Annotated in this window: 16 protein-coding genes; 9 read left to right on the forward strand and 7 right to left on the reverse strand. The window is 74.6% G+C overall.

Annotation, left to right across the window (positions count from 1 at the left end; genetic code table 11):
* The first annotated feature begins 1,922 nt into the window (after nt 1-1,922).
* The 5 genes from NDAS_RS12495 to NDAS_RS12515 all read left to right on the forward strand — a co-directional run bounded on the left by NDAS_RS12495 (nt 1,923) and on the right by NDAS_RS12515 (nt 11,492).
* Nucleotides 1,923-7,847: an ADP-ribosyltransferase gene (locus NDAS_RS12495; protein WP_013153554.1), complete on the forward strand. Its 5,925-nt coding sequence runs from the start codon at nt 1,923-1,925 to the stop codon at nt 7,845-7,847.
* A gap of 13 nt (nt 7,848-7,860) precedes the next feature.
* Nucleotides 7,861-8,286 (forward strand): hypothetical protein, encoded by a 426-nt coding sequence (locus tag NDAS_RS12500; protein WP_013153555.1) that lies wholly within the window; start codon nt 7,861-7,863, stop codon nt 8,284-8,286.
* Nucleotides 8,287-8,417: 131 nt separating this feature from the next.
* A complete protein-coding gene (locus NDAS_RS12505) occupies nt 8,418-8,792 on the forward strand; it encodes a hypothetical protein (protein WP_231972682.1) in 375 nt (124 codons plus the stop codon).
* 811 nt (nt 8,793-9,603) lie between these two features.
* Nucleotides 9,604-10,995 carry a hypothetical protein gene (locus NDAS_RS27640; protein ID WP_013153557.1) on the forward strand — a complete coding sequence of 464 codons (1,392 nt, stop codon included), beginning with the start codon at nt 9,604-9,606 and terminating at the stop codon, nt 10,993-10,995.
* 269 nt (nt 10,996-11,264) lie between these two features.
* The gene (locus tag NDAS_RS12515; protein WP_013153558.1) at nt 11,265-11,492 is read left to right on the forward strand and encodes a hypothetical protein; all 228 of its coding nucleotides are present in this window, start codon (nt 11,265-11,267) and stop codon (nt 11,490-11,492) included.
* A 30-nt stretch (nt 11,493-11,522) separates the two neighbouring features.
* Here the strand turns inward: NDAS_RS12515 and NDAS_RS12520 are convergent, their stop codons facing one another.
* Both NDAS_RS12520 and NDAS_RS12525 read right to left on the reverse strand, forming a co-directional pair.
* The gene (locus NDAS_RS12520) at nt 11,523-12,101 is read right to left on the reverse strand and encodes a TetR/AcrR family transcriptional regulator (protein WP_041553152.1); all 579 of its coding nucleotides are present in this window, start codon (nt 12,099-12,101) and stop codon (nt 11,523-11,525) included.
* Nucleotides 12,102-12,373: 272 nt separating this feature from the next.
* Complete coding sequence (locus NDAS_RS12525; protein ID WP_013153560.1) at nt 12,374-13,780, reverse strand: GH1 family beta-glucosidase; 1,407 nt, start codon at nt 13,778-13,780, stop codon at nt 12,374-12,376.
* A 252-nt stretch (nt 13,781-14,032) separates the two neighbouring features.
* Here NDAS_RS12525 and NDAS_RS12530 point away from each other — a divergent pair, with 252 nt between their 5' ends.
* Both NDAS_RS12530 and NDAS_RS12535 read left to right on the forward strand, forming a co-directional pair.
* Nucleotides 14,033-15,628 (forward strand): hypothetical protein, encoded by a 1,596-nt coding sequence (locus tag NDAS_RS12530; RefSeq protein ID WP_013153561.1) that lies wholly within the window; start codon nt 14,033-14,035, stop codon nt 15,626-15,628.
* A 15-nt stretch (nt 15,629-15,643) separates the two neighbouring features.
* Nucleotides 15,644-16,411: a DUF1266 domain-containing protein gene (locus NDAS_RS12535; protein WP_013153562.1), complete on the forward strand. Its 768-nt coding sequence runs from the start codon at nt 15,644-15,646 to the stop codon at nt 16,409-16,411.
* 13 nt (nt 16,412-16,424) lie between these two features.
* Here the strand turns inward: NDAS_RS12535 and NDAS_RS12540 are convergent, their stop codons facing one another.
* The 4 genes from NDAS_RS12540 to NDAS_RS12555 all read right to left on the reverse strand — a co-directional run bounded on the left by NDAS_RS12540 (nt 16,425) and on the right by NDAS_RS12555 (nt 21,375).
* The gene (locus NDAS_RS12540) at nt 16,425-17,444 is read right to left on the reverse strand and encodes a methyltransferase (protein WP_013153563.1); all 1,020 of its coding nucleotides are present in this window, start codon (nt 17,442-17,444) and stop codon (nt 16,425-16,427) included.
* Between the two features lie 22 nt (nt 17,445-17,466).
* Nucleotides 17,467-18,639, reverse strand: a complete 1,173-nt coding sequence (locus NDAS_RS12545) for a magnesium and cobalt transport protein CorA (RefSeq protein WP_013153564.1) — start codon at nt 18,637-18,639, stop codon at nt 17,467-17,469.
* 169 nt (nt 18,640-18,808) lie between these two features.
* The gene (locus NDAS_RS12550; RefSeq protein WP_013153565.1) at nt 18,809-19,519 is read right to left on the reverse strand and encodes an alpha-ketoglutarate-dependent dioxygenase AlkB family protein; all 711 of its coding nucleotides are present in this window, start codon (nt 19,517-19,519) and stop codon (nt 18,809-18,811) included.
* Between the two features lie 53 nt (nt 19,520-19,572).
* Nucleotides 19,573-21,375, reverse strand: coding sequence for an NPP1 family protein (locus NDAS_RS12555; protein WP_013153566.1), 1,803 nt, complete (start codon nt 21,373-21,375; stop codon nt 19,573-19,575).
* A 189-nt stretch (nt 21,376-21,564) separates the two neighbouring features.
* On the opposite strand from NDAS_RS12555, the gene NDAS_RS12560 reads away from it, so the two are divergent.
* Nucleotides 21,565-21,987, forward strand: coding sequence for a hypothetical protein (locus NDAS_RS12560; protein WP_013153567.1), 423 nt, complete (start codon nt 21,565-21,567; stop codon nt 21,985-21,987).
* On the forward strand, nt 21,987-22,307 hold the full coding sequence (locus tag NDAS_RS12565) for a winged helix-turn-helix domain-containing protein (protein WP_013153568.1): 321 nt from the start codon (nt 21,987-21,989) through the stop codon (nt 22,305-22,307). The genes NDAS_RS12560 and NDAS_RS12565 overlap by 1 nt, the downstream gene beginning before the upstream one ends.
* Before the next feature lie 11 nt (nt 22,308-22,318).
* Here the strand turns inward: NDAS_RS12565 and NDAS_RS12570 are convergent, their stop codons facing one another.
* On the reverse strand, nt 22,319-23,305 hold the full coding sequence (locus tag NDAS_RS12570; protein ID WP_041552740.1) for an EamA family transporter: 987 nt from the start codon (nt 23,303-23,305) through the stop codon (nt 22,319-22,321).
* Nucleotides 23,306-23,385 lie beyond the last annotated feature (80 nt).

The raw sequence follows: 23,385 nt of genomic DNA on the forward strand, positions 1-23,385 counted from the left end.
CCGACCCCGACACGGCGCAGACGGCCCACGGCTGGGACCTGTACGAGGCCAACGGACTGGCCTGGCCGTCCGTGGAACGGCTGCGCCAGATCGCGGCCTCCCCGCGGCCGCTGCCCCCGCGGACCCGGGGGCTCATCCGATACATCCTCGACGCCCCCGACCCCCGTGCCGAACTCGACCACTGGTTCCACAACGCCGGTTACGCGGGGGTCATCGCCCGGCTCAACGGAGGCGTCTACCCCGACGCCGCCGCGACCCGGCGGCTGTTCCGCCTCCTGGACGGCGCGGTGGACCGCCCGCTGCCCGAGGGCATGGCCGTGTCCCGCGGCATGCAGTCGATCGACCACCTCCTGCGCACGACCGGGGGCGCGGACCCCCGACTGCTGGTGGGCACCGTCCACACCGAACCCGGCTACATGTCCACCACCCTGGGCGACTCCCCGTTCAAGACGGACTCGGGCGGATTCCCCTTCCTGCTGCGCCTGGACGTGCCCCAGGGGAGCCGCGGCCTCTGGATCGGTACGCGCAGCCACGACCCGGAGCAGATGGAGCTCACCCTCGGCCGCGGCACCACGTACCGCATCACCGGCGTCCAGGACGGGATCGACCCCGAATCCGGCGGCCCGCAGACAGTGCTCACCGCGACCGTGGTCGTCCTGCCGAGGGCGGTGCCCGACCTCTTCTCGGAGGGGAGCACGGGCGAGGACGGCGTCCGCAGGTTCTGGAACCCGGAGGAGGCCCACTGGTACGGTCACCGCCTCCACGACCCGGCGCACAACCCGTACGCCGTCAACGCGCTCCCCCGGGCGCGGCACGACCTCGCCCGCGCCCTCAGCGCGCTCGCGGGCGGGTTCGACCTCACCCGAACGGACCCGGACGGCGCCCGGGAACTGCTGGACTCCCTGCGCGCGGCGAGCCGTGTCACCCCGGCCTCCACCCCGGCGGACCGGCAGCGGAACCTCGGGTGGGAGCTGTACGAGGCGAACGGCCTCACCTGGCCCTCCCCCGACCGGCTGCTCCAGCTCCTGCCCGTGGAGCAGGGGCGCAACCCGGCGCGGGCGCGGTTCATCACCGACATCCTCAGGCACGGCCCCCAGGAGGCGGCACGCAGGCTCGGCGGGCTGTACAACACGGCCGGGGCCGCCGGGGTCCTGGCCCGCGCGAACGGGGGCGTCTACCCCTCGCCCGAGAGGCTGCTGGACATGCTGGCCTCCTATGAGGACGCCGTCCGCCGTCCGCTGCCCGAGGCGGTCGAGAGCACCTGGTACCTGGGCCACGCGGCGGCGCGGGAGCAGTTGCGCGGATTCGACCCGCGCGACCCCTCCGCGCTGACCGGGACCGAGCAGACCACCCGGGGGTACACCGCGGTCGCGCTCAACCCGCGGCCGACCGGACCGGGCGACGGGGCGGCCGCGGTCGTCCGCCTCGTCCTGCCGTCGGGGGCGCACGGGCTCTGGCTGGGCGACGCGGGCCCCCGCCCCCAGAACCAGGAGGTCGTCCTCCCGCCGGGGACCGCGTTCCGGATCGACTCCGTGGACGCGTCCGGCGGCCTCCCCGTGATCACCGCGCGGGTGCACGCGCCGACGGGCGGCGCCCCCGCTCCCACGGTGGCGGACGGCGCCCCCGCACCCGCGGTGGTGGGCGCGCCTCCCGCCGCCTAGGCCTCGCCCGGCGGGACGAACGACGCCGCCGGCGGGCCGGACGCGCTCCGCGCCGGGCACGGGCCCGGCGACGGACGGGGGTACGTCGACGGGAACGGGATCCGCAGGTTCCGCACCGAGGAGGAACTCGACGCCTACGACCTGTGGCTCCACGACCCGGCCAACAACCCGCACGCCTTCGACGCCCTGGACTCCGAGCACCGGGACCGGGTCATCGGCTACACGATCGAGGGCTGGCTCAACACCGTGGCCCGGGAGTCCATGAACGCGGACCAGGTGGCGATCGTGCTGGACCTGATGCGCCAGGACACCGTCGCGGCGTTCGAGACCAACCCCATGGGCTCGCGCGGCTGGGAGCTGTACGAGATGAACGGCCTCGCGTGGCCGACCCTGGACCGGCTGCGGGAACTCCTGGCGCAGGGGCGCGTTCCGGAGAGGGCCGAGGGCTTCGTCCGGTACATCCTGGACGCGCAGGACCCGCAGGAGGAACTCGACCACTGGTACGTGCACGCCGGTGAGGCCGGGGAGATCGCCAGGTCGAGCGGCGACGTGTTCCCGACCCCCGAACGCGCGCTCGAACACCTGCGGACCCTGACGGAGGCCATCGACAGGCCCCTGCCCGAGGGGATCGAGGTGATCCGCGGCCTGGAGGAACTGGACCACCTCGAAGGCTTCGACGGCAAGGACCCCTACTCCCTCGTGGGGACCGTCCACACCGAGCGCGGGTTCATGTCCACGTCGCTGGGGAACGAGCTCGCCGGGGTCACGGCCAGGTACGCCCACGCGGTGCACCTGGTCCTCCCCCGCGGTTCCCGGGGCCTCTGGATCGGTTCGAAGAGCAGGTACCCCGGAGAGCGCGAACTGATCCTCCCCGCGGGTACGACCTACCGGATCACCCGGGCGGGCTGGGGAGGCTCCCGCGGGCTGGAGGGCCTGTACATCGAGGCCGAGGTGATCGTGCCGCCGCGGCCGGATGCCGACCCGGCCCCGCCGCGGGTCGAGGAGTCCGCCGACCTGCACGTGTTCACCGTGGAGACCGACACGGACGCCACCGTCACCGATGCCGACGAACCCGGCCTCGGCGCGGACGAGGAGGCCGGGCTGGCGGCGCTCCTGGGACTGGAGGACTCCGGGCACGAGAGCGCCGACGACGCCTACGACGACCGGCCGCTCCTGGACCGCTACGACTCCGACGACGACGCCTACGACGACCGCCCCCTCCTCGACCGCTACGACTCCGACGACGACGCCTACGACGACCGCCCCCTCCTCGACCGCTACGACTCCGACGACGACACGCCGACGGCCTCGGCCGCGCGCACCGACCGGACCCCGCTCGACCGCACGGACGACGGCGACACCGCGGTCGCGGCCCCCGAGACGAGCGGCGGGGAGGCCCGCGTCTTCCGCACCCGGGAGGAGCTGGACGCCTACGCGGAGCGGATGGACGACCTGGACGGCGCCCCGCACACCTACGGCGCCCTCCCGCCGGAGCTGCGCGCCCTCATCGGCGCGCACACCGCGAACCCCTGGCTCAGCGAACTCGCCCGGCTCGCGGCCTCCGACCCGGCGTTGGTCCAGGACCGGCTCGACCGGTGGAGCAGGACCAGCCTGGAGAAGGCCGCCGACCCGGACCGTCCCAACGGGTGGGTGCTCTACGAGGCGAACGGCCTGTCGTGGCCCCCGCTCGAACGGGTGCGGGAACTGTACGCCGAGGGAGGCCGCTCCCCGGCGTTCGCGGCGATCGCGGCGGACGTCTTCGGGTCGTCCGAGCCGCGGGCGCGGCTGGACCACTGGTACGAGAACGCGGACGAGGCGGGGGAGATCGCCCGGGCCAACGGCGGCGTCTACCCCACCGGGGACAGGGCCCTGGAGATCATCCGGGACATGGACGCGGCCGTGGACCGGCCCCTGCCCGGCCCGATCGCGGTGTCCTTCGCGTTGGATGTCGACCGGGACCTCGCCGAACTCGACGGATACGACTGGGACGACCTGACCGCCGTGGTGGGCAGGGACCAGCGCGAGCGGGGATACGCCACCGTCTCCCTGGGCGACTCGCCCTTCACCGCCGCGCCGCGCGACACCGTGGCGGTCGTCCGCATGGTCCTCCCCGAAGACGCCCGGGGCCTGTGGGTCGGCGACCGGGGCGCGACGGGCGACCGGTACGCGCTGGTCCTGCCCCGGGACTTCGGCTACCGCGTCACCGACGTCCGGATCACCGACGACGGGATGGAGATCGACGCCGAGCCGGTCCCCCCGGACATGTCGGCGCGGGAGCCGTCGGCGGAGGACCGGGACGACGACTCGGACGCCTCCACGGTCGTCGACGAGGGGACGCGCCTTCCGGCGGGCGACGGCCGCGGACACGTCGGCGACGACGGATACCGGCGCTTCCGCTCCCTGGACGAACTGAACGCCTACGACCGGTGGCTCCACGACCCGGCCAACAACCCCCATGCCTTCGACACCCTGCCCGCCGACCGGCAAGGGATGGTCGACGCCTACACCAGGTCCGCCTGGATCACCCGGCTGGCCCGGATCCGGCCCCTGTCCCCGGCCGGTGTGGCGAGCCAGCTGGAACTGGTGCGGGCCGGGGCCCGGCACGAGGCCGGGCGGGCGGCGACCGTGGCGACCGCCCACGGCTGGGACCTGTACGAGGCCAACGGGCTCACCTGGCCCACCCTCGACCGGCTGCGCGAGATCCGGGCGAACCCGGACGGCCTCCCCCCGCGCACCGCCGGACTCGTCGACTACGTCCTCACCGCACGCGACCCCGCCGCGGAGCTGCGCCACTGGTTCCACAACGCCGGGTACGCCGGGGTCATCGCCCGCCACAACGGCGGGACCTATCCCGACGTGGACCGCGTCCTGGAACTCTTCCGCCTCCTCGACGACGCCGTCGACCGCCCCCTGCCCGAAGGCCTGGTCGTCTCCCGTGGCATGCACTCCATCGACCACCTGCTGCACGCGGTGGGCGGGTACGCCGCCAACGACCTCGAAGGCACGGTCCACACCGAGCCCGGGTACATGTCCACCACCCTGGGCGACCAGCCCTTCAAGACCGACTCCGCCCCCTTCCGCTACCTCCTGCGGCTCAACGTCCCCCAGGGAGCGCACGGCCTCTGGATCGGCTCCCGCAGCCACGATCCCGGGCAGCGCGAACTCACCCTCGCCCGCGGTTCCACCTACCGGATCACCGGTGTCCGGGACGCGTTCGACCCGAACACGGGCGGGGTCGTGACCGTGCTCTCCGCGGAGGTGGTCCTGGGTCCGGAGCCCTTCGCGGACCCGCTCTCGGACGGACGGGTGGACGCGTCCGGTGTCCGGCGGTTCCGAACGCCCGCCGAGGCCGACTGGTACGCGCACCGGGCCGCGCGCGCGGAGCGCGGTATGCCGGTACTGGACACCCTCCCCGCGGAGGCGCGCCGCGTCGTCGCCGCGTTCTCGGACACCCCGTGGCTCGCGGACCTGGCGCTGGTGCCCCCGGACGACATGCGGACGCAACTCGACCGGTTGCGCTCGATGAGCCGTATCGAGCGGCCCTCTGTCGTGGACCCCCACGGCCGCAGCGGCTGGGAGGTCTACGAGGCCAACGGCCTCGCCTGGCCCACCCCGGAGCGGCTGCGGGAGATCGTGGACGCCGCGGAGGAGGGGGTTCCCAGGACGCACTTCCTGCGGACGGTCCTCACGCTGGGGCGACCCGAGGACCGGCTGGCCGAGCTGTACCGCAGGAGCGGTGCGGCCGGGGCGCTGGCCGCGGCCAACGGGGGGACCTACCCCTCCGCCGAGGGTGTGCGGGAACTGCTCGGGACCTACGACGAAGCGGTGGGGCGCCCGCTCCCCGGGGCGATCGAGACGACGTGGGTCCTGCCCCACACCCGCGGCCTCCGGTTCCCGGAGGGGTACGACGAGGGGGATCCCTCCGGCCTCGTGGGCACGGTCCAGAGCAGTCCGGGTTACACCACGGTCTCCGTGAACCCGGAACCGGTGGGCCCGGGACACCCCGCGGCGACCGTCCGGCTGACCCTTCCCGAGGGCGCGCACGGGCTCTGGCTGGGGACGCAGGGCCCGCGGCCGTCGAACCACGAGATCGTCCTGCCCCGAGGCATGTCCTATCGCGTCACCGGCGCGGAGAGGACCGCCCACGGCCTGCTGCTGTCCGCCGAGGCCATCCTTCCGGAACAGGCCGGCGCCGCGTCCGGGGCCCGGCCGCCGACCGTGGAGGACGCCCCTCCCGCGACCGGCGGGACCGGGCAGGACACGGCCGCTCCCGGCGGGGAGGAGGAACACACGGCCCACACCGACGCCTCCGCGGACACCTCCGTCGCCGGGACCGGGCTCCCGGTCGGCACCGTTCCCGCCGACGACGGCAGGGGGTACGTCGACGACCGGGGCGTGCGGCGGTTCCGCTCCGTGGAGGAGACCGACGCCTACGGCCGCTGGCTCCACGATCCGGCGAACAACCCGCACGCCTTCGACACCCTCCACGAACGGCAGCGCGAGGACGTGCGCGGGTACACGGCCGACGGATGGCTCAACGCGGTCGTCCGCGACGACCTCCCGGCCGAACGGGTCCAGGACGCCCTGGACAGGGTGCGCGAGTCGACCCGCCTCCAGGTCCGCACGGATCCGATGGCGGCCCGCGGCTGGAGCCTGTACGAGCTGAACGGCCTGTCCTGGCCCACCGTCGAACGCCTTCGCGAACTCCTGGCGCGGGACCTGGTCCCCGGACACACCGCGGGCTTCGTCGGGTACATCCTCGACGCGCCGGACCCGGAGGCGGAACTGGCGGGCTGGTACGCGAACGCGGGCGGGGCCGGTACCGTGGCGCGGTCCAACGGGGGCGTGTTCCCCACCGCGGCCGATGTGGCCGCGTCCCTGGGCCGCCTCGACCGAGCCGTCGACCGCCCCCTGCCCGAGACTGTCGAGATGGTCCGCGGCCTGTCCGACGTCGCGTTCCTCGACGGGTTCCGGGACATGGACCCCTACTCCCTGGTGGGCACCGTCCAGACCGAGCCCGGTTTCATGTCCGTGTCGCTGGGCAACCGGCTGGCCGGGCACCACAAGGCCGAATCCCGGCACGTCGTCCACCTGACCGTGCCCGCGGGCAGCCGCGGCCTGTGGATCGGCGAGAGGAGCGACTACCCGGAGGAGCGCGAGGTCGTCCTCGCCCGGGGCACCACCTACCGGATCACCCGCGCGGGCTGGGGCGGATCGTTCGGACTGCCGGGGTTCCACATCGAGGCCGAGGTGGTGGTCCCGCAGCGGCCGGAGACCGCTCCGGCCCCGGAACAGCAGGCGGGGGACACCTCGGACCTCCAGGTGTTCAGCGTGCAGACCAGCACGTACACCACCGTGACCGACCCCGAAGCGGCAGGACTCGGCGACAGCACCGAAACCTTCCTGACCGCGCTCCTGGGGCTGGACGCCGCCGCCGGAACCGATGCCGCGGCCTCCGGGGGAGGTCCCGCCGGGCCGGACCTGCCCGACGACCGACCCGGACACGTCGGCCCCGACGGCGTGCGCCGGTTCGCCGCCGACGGCGACGGCGCGGGGTACGGGAAGCTCGTCCTCGGCGGCCGGTTCCCGTCCCTGACCGCGGAGCAGCAGAACTCCGCCCGGGCCTACACGAAGAACGCGCAGTTCTACAACGACTTCTCCCGGCACGCCAGCCCCGAGTCCGAGGTCCTTCGGCTCAGCGAGCACCGGTTCTTCGGCGCGTGGGTCGAGAAGTGGTTCGGCGGGCACACCCCGTCCAAGGAGAACGCGGAGGAGACCTGGGACCTCCTGCGCGAGGGGATGGACATGCTGGACCGGGCCGTGGAGCCGGTTCCGGAGGCGGTCGAGGTACGGCGCTCGGTGTTCGACGTGGGCTTCATGGCCCCGCCGGGGCGGCCCTTCCACGACGCCACGGACCTGATCGGCACGGAGTTCGTCGAACGGGGCTTCCTCTCGGGGTCGCTGGGGGCCGAGACCGTGAACCGGACCGCCGCCTACCAGTTCCACCTGGCCGTGCCCGCGGGGCACCCGGCCCTGTGGATCGGCGACGACAGCGTGCACCGCTCCGAGCGGGAACTCCTCCTGCCGCGCGGAACGCGCTTCAGGATCGACGACGCGCTCCAGGACCCCGACACCGGGCAGTGGACCCTGCGGGTCACCGTGCTGCCGTTCACACCGCGACCGTGACGAAGGAGGGGAGATGGCCGACGAGGAGCGGGCCGCGCGGGACGGGTTCCGCCCGGACTTCGCGGGCGCCGAGCCCAGGTTCGCCGCCGACACCGACGGGCCGGTGCTGCACGTCCCGGTGCTGCGGGGGGACGGGAGCGTGCTGGGCCGCCTCTGGGCTTCGCGGGACGGGGCCGCCGCGGGGTTCCTGCCCGCGCCCGGTCCGGCGGGGCTGAACGCCAAGGGCGCCTGGGTGCGCCGCCTGATCCTGGCCCGGGCCCAGGGGCTGGACGCCCTCGGCGCGCTGGCACGCTGGACCGGGGCCCCTCAGGACGACCGGGCCGGGGCGGTCCCACCGGGGAGCGTGCCCGAGCACGCCGACCGCCTGCTCGGAATCCCTCCCCCTGATCCGGGCGGGGCCCGCGACACCGAGGTGACTGATGGAGACGAGAGGAAGTGAGGACGGCCATGGACGGTGGGAGCTCACCCGAGGACGGGTACCGCACGGACCGGGGTGGGACGGACTCCGAACCGTCCCGCGGGGCCGACGGCCCCGGGGGCTCTTCCCTTGCGCCGGGTGCGGGGCAGGAGGTGTTCGACCGGTGGAGCGACGAGGCGCTGGCCCCGGTGCTGGTCGGCCGCTCCTACGCCCCGACCACGGCAGGTCCCGTGCTGTACCTGCCCGTGCACCGGGACGGCGTCCTCATCGGCTACCTGTGGGCCTCGGACACCGAGGAGGCCAGCGACTTCCAGCCCCTCCTGCCGCCCGACGCGGCGGGCAACGCCGCCCGCGGCTGGTGGACGATGGAGCACGTGCGCCTGCGCGGTGAGGGGCTGACCGCGCTGGAGGCGCTCCGGTCCTGCGCCGGGAGGGTCGACGACCCCCAGGGGGGACGGGTGGACGCCGACGCCCCCGAGTCCCGTGCCGCGAGCCTGGAGGAACTGCGCGCCCTCGCCCGGGGTTGAGGCACCGGCCCCGGGCCTGCTAACGAGTTGGTGCGTGACAGCAGGTGAAGGTCTCGCTGGAGGACGGTGGCATGCTCTGGTCGTGAGTCCCAGCCAGGGACCGGCCACAGCACGAGCAGGCCCAAGCCCACGCGGACAGGGTGCCGCTGTGGTGGCGCACGCACGGCGGACGGCCTCCTCGACCACGGTGCGCGATCAAGGGGGGAGAGTCTCCTCAGGTCTGCTCGTCTCGGTGGCGAAGGGTCCGCGCCAAGGCGCAAGGCCCTGCGCGGCACCCACCCGGACGGGTGACATCCGGGAAACGCCTCTTACACAGGACTTTCAGGGCATAGGCGGCAGGTTTCGGCGTTTCCCGGATGTGGCGGTCCAGGTGTCCCTAGGCTCGCTCGGAACCGTTCCGAGGAGTCCCGATGCCCGCCCTGCCCGAGTCCGGCACACCCCGCCACCCGTACCGCAACCTGGTGCTCCTGTCCCTGCTGACCCTGTCCGGCAGCCGACCCGCGCACGGCCTGCTCGAACACGCGCACCGGCTGGTCACCGGAGCCCTGCCGCGCGGGCGGCGCCGCCCGCGCCCCCAGGCCTACCCCCGGGTGCGCCGCCGGGTGCTGCGCCGCTCCCTGCGCCCGCGCGGTCGGCACCTCAGAGGCGGCGCGGCGGGGCTGCGCCTGTCCCCCGTGGACGGCGCGGGCGGCGAGGCCCGGCTCCTGGAGGGGTTGGACGGCCTGGACCCGCGGGCGCGTGCGGCCTACGGGCTACTGCGGGTGGAGGGACTGTCCGCCGAGGAGGCCGCCGCCCTGCTCTCCTCGTCGGCGTGCGCGACGCGTCCGGCGCCGTGGAGCGGGCCCTGGAGGCGGGGGGTGAACACCGGCTCCCCGACCCCACGGTGGTCCGGGTCAGCGGTCGGGGCCCGATCGTGGAACGGCGCGCGCTGGCCGCCGTCGCGGTCCTGGCCGGGCTGGCCCTGGTCGCGCTGTCCCTGGGCACCGCCAGGACGGTCGCGCCCGTGCTGTCCCCGGGCCCGGCGCCGGTGGCCCTGGCCGACGCCCCCGACGAGGGGGTCTGGCGCGAGCGCTTCCGGCTGGACCTGACCGCCTGGCACCCGCGGGGCGACGCGGTCGGCGACGAACAGCTGGTCCAGCGGGCCCTGCGCGCGTGGTCGGCGCACAGCGCCGAGGGCGGCGCGGGTCCGCTGCGGGGCCGGACGGCGCAGGCCGCGGGCGGCGGCGCGGTCCCGGCGCCGCGCGCGCCCCGCCTGGTGTTCGCGGGCGAGGTGGCCGGGGACGAGGTGGTGCTCCTGCACGACGCCCCGTGGGTGGCGCGCTACACCGACGACGGCTCGGACGAGCGGGTGGAGGTGTTCGGCGAACCCGGCAACGGGGTGGCCGACTGGCCCGCCCTGCGCCTGGCAGACACCGCTGAGGGCACCCGTTACCTGCTGCCGCCGTGGGTGACCGAGGCCGCCTCCGCTCCGCTGGGCGGGCAGGACCCGGACTGGACGGACCTGGCGCACGAGGACGGCGTGACCGGGCCCGTGCCGACCGGGGAGCGGTGCGGCGTGGGACCGGCGCTGCGCCTGCGCGCGCCGGAGGTGGCGCACGGGCAGCCCTACACCGCCGTCGACCTGGGCGGTCTGGACACCGCCCACCTGGGGTACATGCCGCCCCCGCCCGGGGAGATCCGTCGCCTGGGCCCGCACGAGGTGCTCGACTCCGACAGCGGCTTCGGGCTGTGGGGGTTGGCGGCCTGCGCCGGGGAGCCGCCCGCCGAACCGGTCCGCACGGCCACGGCCTGGGAGTTCGCCCGTCAGGAACTGCCCGGCGGCGGCACCGGCCGGTGGGTGTGCGTGCGCTACGGTGCCCACGACGGCGGCGGCCTGGCCCGCGCCGTGCTGGTGGCCGACACAGAGGAGGGCACCGACACCGTGGTCGCGGGCGAGCGCGAGGGCGGCTGGGAGTGCAGCAACCTCGACCGGCAGGTGGCGGCGGGCGCCTGGTGGCAGGACGGGGACGGCCGGTGGCACTACCTGGCGGCGGCCTCCCGGGAGGCGGACCGGATCAGCGTGCGGGGCGCCGCCAGCGGCAGCGCGGAGGGCGGCGAGGCCCTCGCCGTGGAGGGGCCCGAGGGCGGGGAGCCGCCCGCCGGGGAGGTCGGACTCGTCGCCGTGGACGTGCGCGGGGAGGAGATGACCGTGCTCGCCCGCTGAGCCGCCGGGGCCCCGGGGCCGGCCCAGTCGCGCGCCCGGCCGCCGCGCCGCCGCCCGCGGCCCGGGGAATCCGCCGCCGCGCGGCGGTGGCCGGTTCCGGCCAGCACGCGTGTGCGCGGGCGCCGGAATACCCCGGGCCGCCCGGTGGTATCACTGGTCTGGACTCCCCCGCGCAGACCGGAGCCGACTACCGAAGCGCGACAGGGCCGGGGTTTCCCGGCCCTGGGAACAGTGGACTGCCCGGCCCCGGCCGTAGTGAGGTGTGACCTATGTCGATCTGGTCCCGCGGTGACCGTACCGGAAGGGTCGAGGAAGCCCTTCTGATGCTGGAGGGGCAGGGGATCATCGACGGCCTGGAAATCCTTCCGAGCGAGGCCAAGCCCTACCGCGTGCTCGTGCCCGCGGGCCTGGTCCACATGGACGAGGACGAGGCGTCGATGTTCGCGCTGGGCGCGGTCGTGGGGGCGTTCGGCGCCATAGCCCGCCAGCACGCCTGAGGCCGGGGCCGGCCCCGCCCGGGCCCGGCGCTACCGGGCGGCCTCCGTGCGGCCCATGGTGCGCAGTACCGCGTCCAGGAGCAGGTCCCGGACCATCGCGCGGTGCTCCTCGGTGTGCGCCGCGGTCAGCTCGTTGTTGAACGTGGACAGGCACAGGCCCACCACCATCTCGGCGAGCGGGCGCGCGGGGCGGCCGTCCTCGGGCAGCTCCTCCACGAAGCGGGCGATCTCCAGCGCCTCGCGCACGGCCTCCACCCACGGTTCGGTGCGCTCGCGCCACCAGTCGCGCTGCGGCCCGGGCTCGGAGCCCAGGCCGGAGGCGGCGGCGAGCAGCCCGCCCGACTCCAGCCACAGTCCCGTCCAGGCGTCCACGACGCGGCCCATGTACCCGTCGATGGTCTCCATGCGGCCGAAGGTGAGGTCGAGCCGGGAGGCGAACGCGGCCAGCCGCACGTCCACGGCGGCCTGGAGCACCTGGTTCTTGTGGTTGTAGTACCGGTAGACGGTGGAGCGGTCGATGTCCACGCCCTCGGTGATCTCCTTGTAGGTGATCTGGCTGAAGGGTTTGGCGCGCAGCAGCTCGACCAGGCTGTTCTGCAACTGGAGCATGCGCTGCGCGGCGCGCGGGCTGCCGCTCGTGCTCCGCCCCGCCTCCCTCGGCGCCGCCGTGCCCGACCCGTGCTCCGCCATCTGTCCCCACAGCCCTCGTCGACCGAACCTCCCCCAGCTTGCCGCACCGGGGAGGCTTTCTCCAACACGGCGTTGGGGAGGTCGGACACGTGGTCGCGCGCGGTGCCGCCCCGTGCGGGCGGGGCGGGCGGCGGGGGCGGGCCCACCCGGCGCGGTGGGCCCCCTCCCCGCGCGAAGGCGCCGGAGGGCGGCTAACCCTCCCACTGTGTGGCGAGCTCCTGGACCCTGCGGGCGCGGTGCGAGGTCAGGAAGTCGCGGTACCAGTGGTAGCTGTCCTTGGGGTGGCGCTCCAGGCGGTCGTAGTCGACGCGGACCAGCCCGAAGCGGCGGTCGTAGCCGTAGGCCCACTCGAAGTTGTCCAGCAGCGACCACACGAAGTAGCCGCGCACGTCCACCCCCGCGTCGATGGCCGTGGCCAGGGCGCCCAGGTGGTCGCGCAGGTACTCGACGCGACCCGTGTCGCGGACCCGGCCGGTCTCGTCGGGCTGGTCGTCCTCGGCCGAGCCGTTCTCGGTGATGAAGATGGGCGGCAGGTTCGGGTAGCGCCGGTCCAGGTCGATGAGCAGGTCGGCGAAGGTGGCCGGGACCACCGGCCAGTCCATGGTGGTGTGCCGCACGCCCTCGATGCGCACCTGCTCGGTGCGGATGTCCACGGCGGTGCGCGCGGCCGGGTCGGCCTCGCTGTGGGGGGCGTCGCGCAGCATGATGGGCCGGTAGAAGTTGACGCCCAGGAAGTCCAGCGGCTGGCCGATGATGCGCAGGTCGCCGTCGGCCCGGTAGGAGCCGTCGGCCATGCCCTCCCAGACCTCGTCCTCGTTGTCGGGGTAGGCCCCGGCGAAGATGGGGTCGAACCACACGCGGTTGTGCAGGGTGCGGGCCCGCTCCACGGCGGCGCGGTCGGCCTCGGAGTCGGTGGCGGGCAGGAAGTGGTCCGGGTTGAGGGTGATGCCGACCTCCCCGGCGGCGGCCGCGCGCAGTTCGCCGGTGGCCATGCCGTGGGCGAGCAGCAGGTGGTGCGCGGCGGCCAGGGCGGGAGTGCCCTCCCGGGTTCCGGGCGCGTGGCGGCCGACGGCGTGGCCGACGAAGGCCGAGCAGAAGGGCTCGTTGAGGGTGATCCACCGGTTGACCCGGTCGCCGAGGCGGTCGGCGACGATGCGGGAGTACTCGGCGAAGCGGTAGGCGGTGTCGCGGACCCGCCAGCCGCCCTCGTCCTCCAGCGCCTGGGGCAGGTCCCAGTGGTAGAGGGTCAGGGCGGGTTCGATCCCGGCGCCCAGGATGGTGTCCACCAGGCGGTCGTAGAAGGCCAGTCCCTCCGGGTTGGGGCGGCCCTTGCCCGTGGGCTGGACGCGCGGCCAGGCCACGGAGAAGCGGTACAGGTCGACGCCCAGGTCGGCGAGCAGGGCGACGTCCTCGCCGTAGCGGTGGTAGTGGTCGCAGGCGACGTCGCCGCTCTCGCCGCGGGCGACGCGCCCCGGCGTGCGGCAGTAGGTGTCCCAGATGGAGGGACCCCGTCCGCCCTCGTGGACACCGCCCTCGATCTGGTAGGCGGCGGTGGCGGTGCCGAAGAGGAGGCTGGCGGGCAGGGTGGGGTCTTCCATGGTGTTCCTTTCGCGGGAGCGCTCCCAATCGTATCGAAGGTGACCTCCGACACCAATCATCCTTAAGTAATCGAACAAACACCCTGAGCACGCGAAACCCCGGTGTACGGCCTCCTCCCACCGCCTCCACCCGCCCCGGCCCGGCCGACGGCACGGCTGCGTCACACGGACCGGACGGCCTCCCGTATCGTCGCACTGCACGCGCGCCCCCTCCCCCGTCGGCCCCGCCCGCCCCGCGCGAGAAAGGACCCCATGAGCGACTGGATCGACTACTCCCAGAACCGGAAGATCCGGGAACTGGAGGAGAGTCTGGGCTCGGCCCACTACCAGATGGCCGTCGAACGCCGCAGCATGCGCTCGGAGCTGTCCCGCGTCCGGGGCACCCTCGAACAGAGGCTGGACCGCGTCTCGGCCTCCCTGGACGCCTTCATCGAACTCAGCGACGTGCGCGCCGTCCTGGCGATGTTCGACGGAGCCGCCCTGGCCCGCCACCGCACCCTCCAGATGCTGGACGGCGTACCCCCGGCCCTCCTGGACCTGGAGGACGTCCCCGGCTACTGGCTGGTTCCAGCCGCCCTCGGCCTGCACGCGCTGCTGGAGGGCGACACCGACACCGCCCGCGTCCGCTTCGACGAGGCCGCCCGGCGCGACGCGGAGCGCGCGGGCCACTTCGCGGCGCTGGCCACCGCCCTGACCAGCGCGGGCCACGCCCGCGCCATGGACACCGCCGCGACCGCCGACCTGCTCCCGCACCTGCCCTCCCCCGCCGAGGAGGTGACCCGGGGCCAGCGCGCCCTGTGGCTGCTCACCGCCGACGGCTCCTTCGGCGACGACGCCCGACAGCACCTGCTGCTGTCCACGCTGCGCGCCTGGTCCGAGGCCCAGGTCAGCGTCCCGGCCTCCGCGGGCCTGTCCGCCCTGGCGGCGGACGCCCCCGGCTCCCCGGCCTCCGGCGCGGGGAAGCCCGGCGCCCCGGCCTCCCGGGGGAAGCGGACCGGCGGTCTGGCCGGGCGCGCCGAGGCCGCGCGGCGGATCACCGCGCTGCGCGAGGGCGTCGCCCGCGTCGTCGCGCTCGACGGGCAGGACGCCTCCGCCGCCGCGCTCGCCCCCGACGAGGTCAGCGCGGCGTTCCTCAACGAGACCCTGCGCCTGCTGGTAGAGGAGGGCAGCCCCGAGGAGGCCCCGCTGCTGGCCCGCGCCCGCGAACTGCGCGCGGTCATCGAGAGCAGCGGCGAGGGCGCGGCGCCGCGGCGGTGGACCGACCCCGTGGGCACCGTCGCCTCCCTGCTCGGCGACGACCTGGTCCGCCGGGACGGGCCGCCCCACCGCCGCACCTTCGCCCTGGCCCTGCAGCGCTCGGCCGTGGCCGAGCGCGCCGAGGAGCTGGTGCGCGAGGCCGCCGCGCCGGTGGAGGACTCCACGACCCTCCAGGCGCAGGGCGTGCGGGTGACGGTCTCCTCCCACGGCGCCGAACCCCGGGAGCTGGAGCGCGCCCGCACCCAGCTGCGCGAGCGCTGGCGCGACACCGGCCCCGCCCGGACCTACGCCTGGGGCCTCCTCGCCATGGCGGCTCTGCTGGCGCTGCTGGGGCTGACCTCGGGCAGCGGCCTGGTCTGGTTCCTGTGCGTGGCCGCCGCGGCGGGCGCCGGGGTCGCGCTGGTGATCGACCGCTCCAGGCGCGCCGAGGCCCGCGACACCGCCGAGGCGACCGTGCGGCGGCTGGACGTCCAGGTCGCCGAGACCGCCGAGAAGTGGCGCGAGTCGCTGCTGGCCTCGGAGGAGCACGCCGTCACGGCCAGGCACGAGGCGGGACGGATCGACCGCCTGCTCGACACCGGAGAGAAGTAGAGGACACGAGGGGACATGGGACTGTTCTCCGCGCGGACCAGGCTCCGCAGCGACCCGCAGGGGTTCTTCCAGGGCCCGATGGCGCACGCGCTGGCCTCCGGCGCGCACATGCCCACGGCCAACGGCGGGGTGTGGAACGCGGTGCACTCCTCGTGCTCGTGCTGCGACGCCCAGGACGAGCGGGACAAGCTCCGCGACTCCTGGGGCATCACCGACCACGCGGGCTGGGACCGGGCGCTGCGCCGCCTGACCGACGACGCGCGCTCCCCGACGGCGCTGTCGATCGTGCTGGACCTGCGCTCCCTGGCCATGGCTCAGGCCCCCGGGTGGCCCTTCGACGCGGGTGTCTGGCCGGACCTGATCGTGCGCTGGTGCCAGGAGCGGAACGCCGCCCCCGGCCTGTACGAGGAGCTCGTGACGGCGGCCGCGCAGGTCTGGGAGTACGAGGAGCGCATGGTGCGGGACGGGGTGCTGCCCCCGGGCACGCCGGTGCGCACGGTGCGCGCCTACGACTTCGGACGGGCGGTCAACCTCGCGCGGTGGGGCGTCAACGCCGGGTACGCCGACGAGCGCGCGGCGCACGCGCACATCCTGCGGGCGGGCGCGCAGTCCATGCGCTACCACGGGTCGTGGCAGGAGATGTCCGCCGGGTTCGTGCTGGGACGGGCGATGGCCTTCGACGAGGGCGCGTTCGGCCCGTACTACACCGACTCGGTGCGGGCGCACGCGGTGCTGGCCAAGGACCCGCAGAGCCCGTGGCTCCACCTGCCCTGGCGCATGTGAGGGGCGGTGCGGGTCAGGCGTCTCCGTCCACCGGTCCGGCCACGAGCAGGCGCATCTCCAGCGGCAGGTCGCGGATCCCCCGGGTGGTCAGCCCGGCCGAACGCAGCAGCGCCTCGTACTCGCGCTCGGTGCGCTCGGCCCCGGTGGTCATCACCATCATGTGCGCGTCCAGGACGGCCGTGAGCCAGGAGGCGCCGTCGTCGGGCAGGACGCGTTCGGCGATCAGCACCAGCCCGTCGGGGGCCATCGCCTCGCGGCAGTTACGCAGCACGGCGCGGACGTCCTCGTCGGACCAGTTGTGCAGGACCCGGCTGAGCAGGTAGACGTCGGCGTCCCGGGGCACACCCCGGAGGAAGTCGCCCTCCACCAGCTCGCACCGCCCCGCCTCGGCGTACGCGCCGAGGCGGGCGCGGGCGGCGGCCAGCGCGGGCGGGCGCTCCACGAGCACCCCGCGGGTGTGCGGAGCCCGGGCCAGGACGGTGGCCAGCAGCTCCCCGTCCCCTCCCCCGAGGTCGACCACCGTGCGGGCGCCGGTGAAGTCGTGGACGTCGGGGACGGCGGTGGAGAAGCGGCCGCTCGCGGCCATCCCGGCCGTGTAGCGCGCCGCGTCGCCGGGGTGGCGCTCCAGGTGGGCGAACACGTCGGTGCCGTGGGCGGCCTCGAAGGCGGTGCCGCCGGTGCGCACGCTCTCGCCCAGGCGCGCCCACGCGGCGGTGAACATGTCGCTGTCGTAGAGCAGCGCCAGGTCGGCCATGCCCGAGGGGTGGTCCCGGCGCAGGGCGGCCCCGACCTCCGTGGGCCGGTAGCGCCCGTCGCGGTGCTCCACGACCCCCACGGCCGCGAGCAGGCGCAGCAGGCGTCCCAGCCGGTCGGGGTGCAGGTCCAGTTCGGCGGCCAGGGCCGCCGCGTCGGCGGCGCCCCCGGCGAGGCGGTCGAGCACGCCCAGTTCGACCGCGGTGGCCACCGCCCGGGCCACCCACGGCCCGGTCATGAGCCGCAGCACCTCGCGCTCGGCGGATCCGTCCCCCGTCATCCCCACCTCCGTCAACAGGCTCTCAGAGCCAACCGTTGCGACGGAAGACAAGGTAGAGGCTCAGGCTCGTCAGCGCCATGAGGGCCAGGGACAGCGGCCAGCTGAACGCCCAGTGGTAGTCGCCGCCCGGGGAGATGTTCATGCCGTAGACGGAGGAGATGAGGGTGGGCACGACCAGGATGCCGCCCCAGGAGGAGACCTTCTTCATCGCCTCGTTCTGCGCCTGGTCGATGAGGGCGCTGTTGACCGACATGATGTTCTGCAGCAGCTGGCGGAAGCCGTCCACGCGCTCGCGCACGGCGGCGACGTGGTCGGCGACGTCGCGCAGGCGGTGGTGCAGCTCGCCGCGCCGTTCGGCGGGGATGCGGAAGGGGTCCGCGGAGGCGAAGCCCTGGCGGCGCGCCGGGGGGCGGGGCCCCTCCGGTTCGACGAGGGCGTCGGCGAACGGCCGCGGGTCCGGTGGACCGGGGCGTTCGTGGTCGTGGGCCAGCGGCCCCATGAGCCTGTCCAGGACGGTTCCGAGGGGTTCGACGGCGCGGGAGAGCAGGATGACCTCGCGGGCGAGGCGGTAGGTGCGCCGGGAGGCCCGGGAGTCGCCGCCGAAGACCTGGTTCTCCACCTCGTCGATGTCGTCCTGGAGTTCGGAGACGACGGGCGCGTAGCCGTCCACGACCAGGTCCAGGACGGCGTGGACCACGGCCAGGGTCCCGTGTGCCAGGAGGCGGGGCTCGGCCTCCAGGAAGTCGCGGACGCTCTCGAAGTCCACCTGTTCGGTGTGGCCGATGGTGACCACGAAGTCCCGTCCCGCGAAGAGGTGGATCTCGTCGACCTCGACCGACTCGCGCACGGTGTCGTAGCGGGCCGGGCGCAGCACGAGGAAGAGCACGCCCCGGTAGACCTCGGCCTTGGGGCGCTGGTGGGCGACGATGGCGTCCTCCAGGGCCAGGGAGGGCAGGCCGAAGAGGCGGGCGACCTCGGTGAGCTGGTCGCGGGCGGGGGCGGTCATGCTGATCCAGGCCATGAGGCCCGGATCGCGCTCGGCGGCGCCGCGGGCCTCGGCGACGGTGTCGGCCTCGCGCTCGCGGCGCCCGTCGCGGTAGAGGACCGCGCGGACCGGGCCGGGCGAGCCGCGCTCGGGCAGCGCGGCCCTCCTGCGGCCCAGGTCCATGATGCGTTCCGGCGCGGAGTCGCTCATACGTGGTCTTCCCCTCCCGTGCGTGGTCGAACGGCGCGCTGTCCCGTCGGCACCGGACCGTCGGGTGAGCGCTCTCAGGAGGGACTGCCCCGAACGGGGCGGGGCAGTCCGGCCGGAGCCGTCCTCCACCGGGGAGGGCGCGGCGGTGCCGGGTCCCGGACGGGGATCCTCAGCCGCGCAGCCCCGAGGCGCGGACCGTGATGTTGAGCCGCCCGTCCAGTCCCAGGGCGGGCGGCGCGGTTCGGGGCCGGGTGCGGGGGACGCCGTGGTAGGCCATGCGGGAGGGGCCGCCGAAGACGAACAGGTCCCCGCTGCGCAGTTCGACGTCGGTGTGGGGGCGGTTGCGGGTCTCGGTGTTGCCGAAACGGAACACGCAGGTGTCGCCGAGGCTGAGGGAGACCACGGGTTCGGCGGAGAGTTCGTCGCGGTCCTGGTGCATGCCCATGCGCGCGTCGGCGTCGTAGAAGTTGACCAGGGCGACGTCGTAGGGGTCGGCGTCCGGGCCGGGAGGGGCGCCGTAGGCGGCCTCCACGGCCCGGGCGGCCAGGTCGCCGAGCAGGTCGGGGAAGGGCTGGACGGGTGTGCCGTCGGGCAGGAGCCGGGCGTAGGAGTAGGCCTGCCGGTGCCGGGAGGGCCCGGGGCCCCGCCGCTCGGCGTGGGGGTTGGGCCCCGGTGACCAGTGCCAGCCCAGACTGACCATGCGCACGCTCATCACCCCGCCGCGCGGCATGGTGTGGCGGCGCATCCCGGCGGGCCCGCGCGCCCAGTCGCGGCAGCGCCGGACCAGGTCGGCCTGTTCCTCGGGGCCCAGCCAGCCGGGCACGTGCACGGCGCCGGGCGCCACCTGCGCGGGCGGGCGGTCGAACAGCGCGTCGCTCATGGGTCCCATGCTGCCCCGCGCGGGCGGCGGGCGCCAGCGCGGGGCGGAGCGGGTCAGCGGCGCAGGAGTTCGCGGACGTTGACCACGAGCAGCAGCACGACGATCACCGCGACGGGGACGGTGATGGCGATGCGCCAGTTGACCACGAACGCGGCCACGACCCCCACGACGAGTCCGACGACCACCGCGATGACCGCCAGCCCGATGAGGTACTGGACGAACTTGCGGCGGGCCACGGAGTCGACGGCGGCGAAGACCACGACCACGCCGATCATCGCGTAGAAGGTGTACTGCCCGTTCAGGACGAACATGGGCAGCGCGAGCGAGATCAGCAGGAGCGGGGTGCTCAGGGCCACCCACAGGTGCAGGAAGCGGGTGGAGCGCTGCGTCCCCGAGGAGTAGGGCAGGTGCGGGGCCTTGAGGTGCCCGGTGGGCGAGGGCACCAGCGGGGTGTCCGCGGCCAGGGCGCGCAGGTGGGTGTCGCGCTCGTCGGCGGTCAGCACGCGGGTCTCGTAGACCTCGCCCAGTTCCATCTCCAGGGCGGCGATGCGCTCGGCGTACTCGCGGGCGCGGGGCCGGGAGTGGGCCTCGCGCTCCAGGACGATGCGGGCCGAGTGGAGCTGGCGCAGGCGGTCGCGGCGGCTGATGACGTCGGCGTCCAGGGTGCGCAGCCGATCGTCCAGGGCGCGCACGTGGGCGCGCAGCTCGGCGCGGGCGGCGGGTTCGGTGGGGGCGACCTTCTGTAGGCCCACCCAGGCCAGCGGGTCGGCCCAGGAGCGGCGGATGGTGCCGTCGCGCTCGTAGCGCGGGCCGCTGGGGGCGCGCTCGCCGTCGAAGAAGTCGCCGGTGTCGCGTCCCCACAGGCCGCGGTACCCCGTCAGCCAGGGGGTGTCGTCGTCGATGAGGACGGCCGACCACTCGCGGTCGCCGCCGGGGCCCAGACGCATGCCGTCGCCGCGGGCGTAGTCGACGAAGGGGACGCCGATGCCGTGCCGGTTCAGGACGCTGTCGGCGCGGAAGATGCGGTGGGTGATCCACCGCCAGGCGCGCATGGGGCCGCGCAGGAAGGAGGGGTCGACCTGGATGAGGTAGTCGCCGGGGAGCATCTGGTGGGAGTGCGACCCCGCGCCGACGTAGACGATGGGGTGGTCGCCGTCCCGGTGCAGGTCGGGGTCGGCCCAGCTGCGGCGCAAGTCGTCGCCGTGGTACTCGTGCGAGGAGGCGCCCACCCAGACGGGGCGGGTGGTGCCGTCGGGGTTGTCCACGACGTAGACGGTGACGCGCTCCCAGTCGGCCTCGTGGTCGTTGACGCCGCCGTAGATGGTCCGCCAGTCGTTCATCGCGTAGAAGAACCAGTACTGGAGGATGGTGTAGCCGCCCTCGCGGGTGACGCGGCCGTAGTAGGTGACGCCGCCGTTGTCGACGCGCTCGCGGTAGCGGGTCACCGCGGCGAAGGTGAGGCCGCCGGGGACGGCCCCGCGGATGAGCAGGGAGAGCTTCATCAGGATGTCCAGGACCCGGCCCAGGACTCCGACGGCGGCCAGGCGGCCGCTCTTGGGGATGACGGTGCGGGCCACGCCCTTGTAGCGGCGGGCCTCCTCGCGCAGGGTCTCCTCCTGGACGAAGCGCAGGTGCTTGTGGCGTCCGGGCCACTCCGCCTCGGCCCGGCCGAGGCGGTCGAGGGTGAGTTCCCCGGCCGGGACGAGGCGGCGTTCGCCGCCGCCCGGCTCCTCGATCCACAGGCTGCAGTTGCGTACGTAGGCGTCCACGTCGGTGGGGAAGAAGAGCTCCCCCTTGGTGCACATGAGCACCGGTTCGTAGGCGCGGAGGAGTTCGAGATCAGATTTCGCGGCCATGGTTCGCACCAAGCTAGTGCATTCCGGAGACGCTCCGTACCGGCGCGGCGAAGTGACGCGAGTGACGGATGTCGCTTGTGGGACGGGGCTTGCGCGTGCGTCCCAGTCTCGCCTTCCAGAGAGTCAATCACTTGCCAAGTTGGAAAGTGAGTGCCATGCTGACAACAGGTTGAGCGAACGGAGAACGGCATGCGCAGGAACGAGGCGCTGGACGCGCTGGAGCGGGCGGAGACGGTGGGGACGCGGACGCGCTCGCGGGGCGGGTGGTACGCGGTCTACGGCGCGGTGTTCGGCGTCGCGACGCTGTCCCTGGTGCTGGTGGTGGGCCTGTTCCCCTCCCCGTGGGCCATCGCCGCCTCCACCGCCGGGTTCGGGGCGGCCATGGCGGTGATGACGGTGTTCGCCGTGCGCCAGCCGGTGCAGCCGCGGGGGTACGCGTCCCTGCACCTGTGGACGATGGGTGTGTGGGGCGTGCTGTACGCGGTCGCCCTCTTCGTCGGCATGTACGCCTTCCCCGGGGAGCCCGCCTGGTGGGTGCCCGCAGCCCTGGCCTGCGCTGCGCCGCCGCTGGCGGCGGCCCACGTGTCCCTGCGCCGGAGCAGGAGCGCCTGATGGAGCACCCCCGCGGCAGGCTGGACGAGGTGATCCACTCCCCCGTGCGCTTCTCGGTCGTGGCGGCGCTGGCCGCCGTGGACCGCGCGGAGTTCCGCTTCGTGCGCGACACCGTGGAGGTCTCGGACTCGGTGCTGTCCAAGCAGGTCACGGTGTTGGAGAACGCGGGCTACGTGAAGGTGCACAAGGCCGCGGTGGGGCGGCGCACCCGCACCTCCCTATCCTTGACCGCTGAGGGGCGGGCCGCCTTCGACCAGCACGTCCGGGCGCTGCGCGAGATCGCCTCGGGAACCCACGTCCGCGTCCCCGAGTCCGAGTGACCGCGGTCCCCTCAGACCGCCCGGCCCGACGCCGCGCCGATCTCCTCCGGCCGTGCTCCCTCCTCGGGCCGGTGCGGGTCGGCGGCGGTGGCCGCCGCCAGGTCGGGCACGGCGGGGCGGCGGGAGCCGTCGCCCCGGGCCGCGCCGGCTCCCGCGACCACCACCAGCACCATGCCGACGACCTGGACCAGGGCGGGCGCCTGGCCGATGACCACCAGGCCCATCACCAGGGCGACCGCCGGTTCCAGACTGGAGAAGGTGCTGTAGGCGGTGCGGCTCATCCGCTGGAGGGCCACCATCTCCAGCAGGAACGGCACCATGGGGAACAGCAGCGCGATGAGCAGGGTGAACAGCACCAGGTCCGGGTCGGGGGCGGCGACCAGGCCGGGGGCGCCCAGCGGCGCGCTGACCACCGCGCCCACGGTCATGGTCAGGGCCAGGCCGTGCACGGCGCCGAACCCGGCGCCCACCCGCTGGGTCAGCACGATGTAGCCCACCACGCAGACCGCGCCGGCCAGGGCGAAGCCGACCCCGACCAGGTCGAGTTCGCCCTGCCAGGGGCGGGTCAGGCAGAGCACGCCCGCGACCGCGGCGAGGATCCACACGAGTTCGCGGCGGCGGCGCATGGCGGCCACGGCCACCACGAGGGTGCCGAGGAACTCGATGGAGGTGGCGGTGCCGAGTTCGATCCGCGCCGTGGCCTCGGAGTAGAACAGCATCATCCCCGCGCTCGCTGTGCCCAGGATCACCACGGCGCCCAGTTCGCGCCGCGACGCCGCGCGCACCGCCCGCCACAGGGAGCGGCCGCCCAGGGCCAGCAGCAGGAGCGCGGCCCAGCTCAGCCGGAGCCAGGTGACGGTGGCGGGGCTGGCCTGGGCGAAGGCCGTGACGGCCAGCGCGCTGCCGGTGTGCAGGGTGAACATGCCGATGAGCAGCATGAGGGGCGCCGGGACCCCGAAGCGGGCACGGCGGAGCGAGGGAGCGAGAGAGCGGATCACCCGACCATTGCACCGACGTGGTCCGTTTCTGTCCACGGACCATTGGTTGATGGATCGTGTAGTTCCGGTGGACGGTCGGG

Source organism: Nocardiopsis dassonvillei subsp. dassonvillei DSM 43111 (assembly GCF_000092985.1).
Classification (GTDB): Bacteria; Actinomycetota; Actinomycetes; order Streptosporangiales; family Streptosporangiaceae; genus Nocardiopsis; species Nocardiopsis dassonvillei.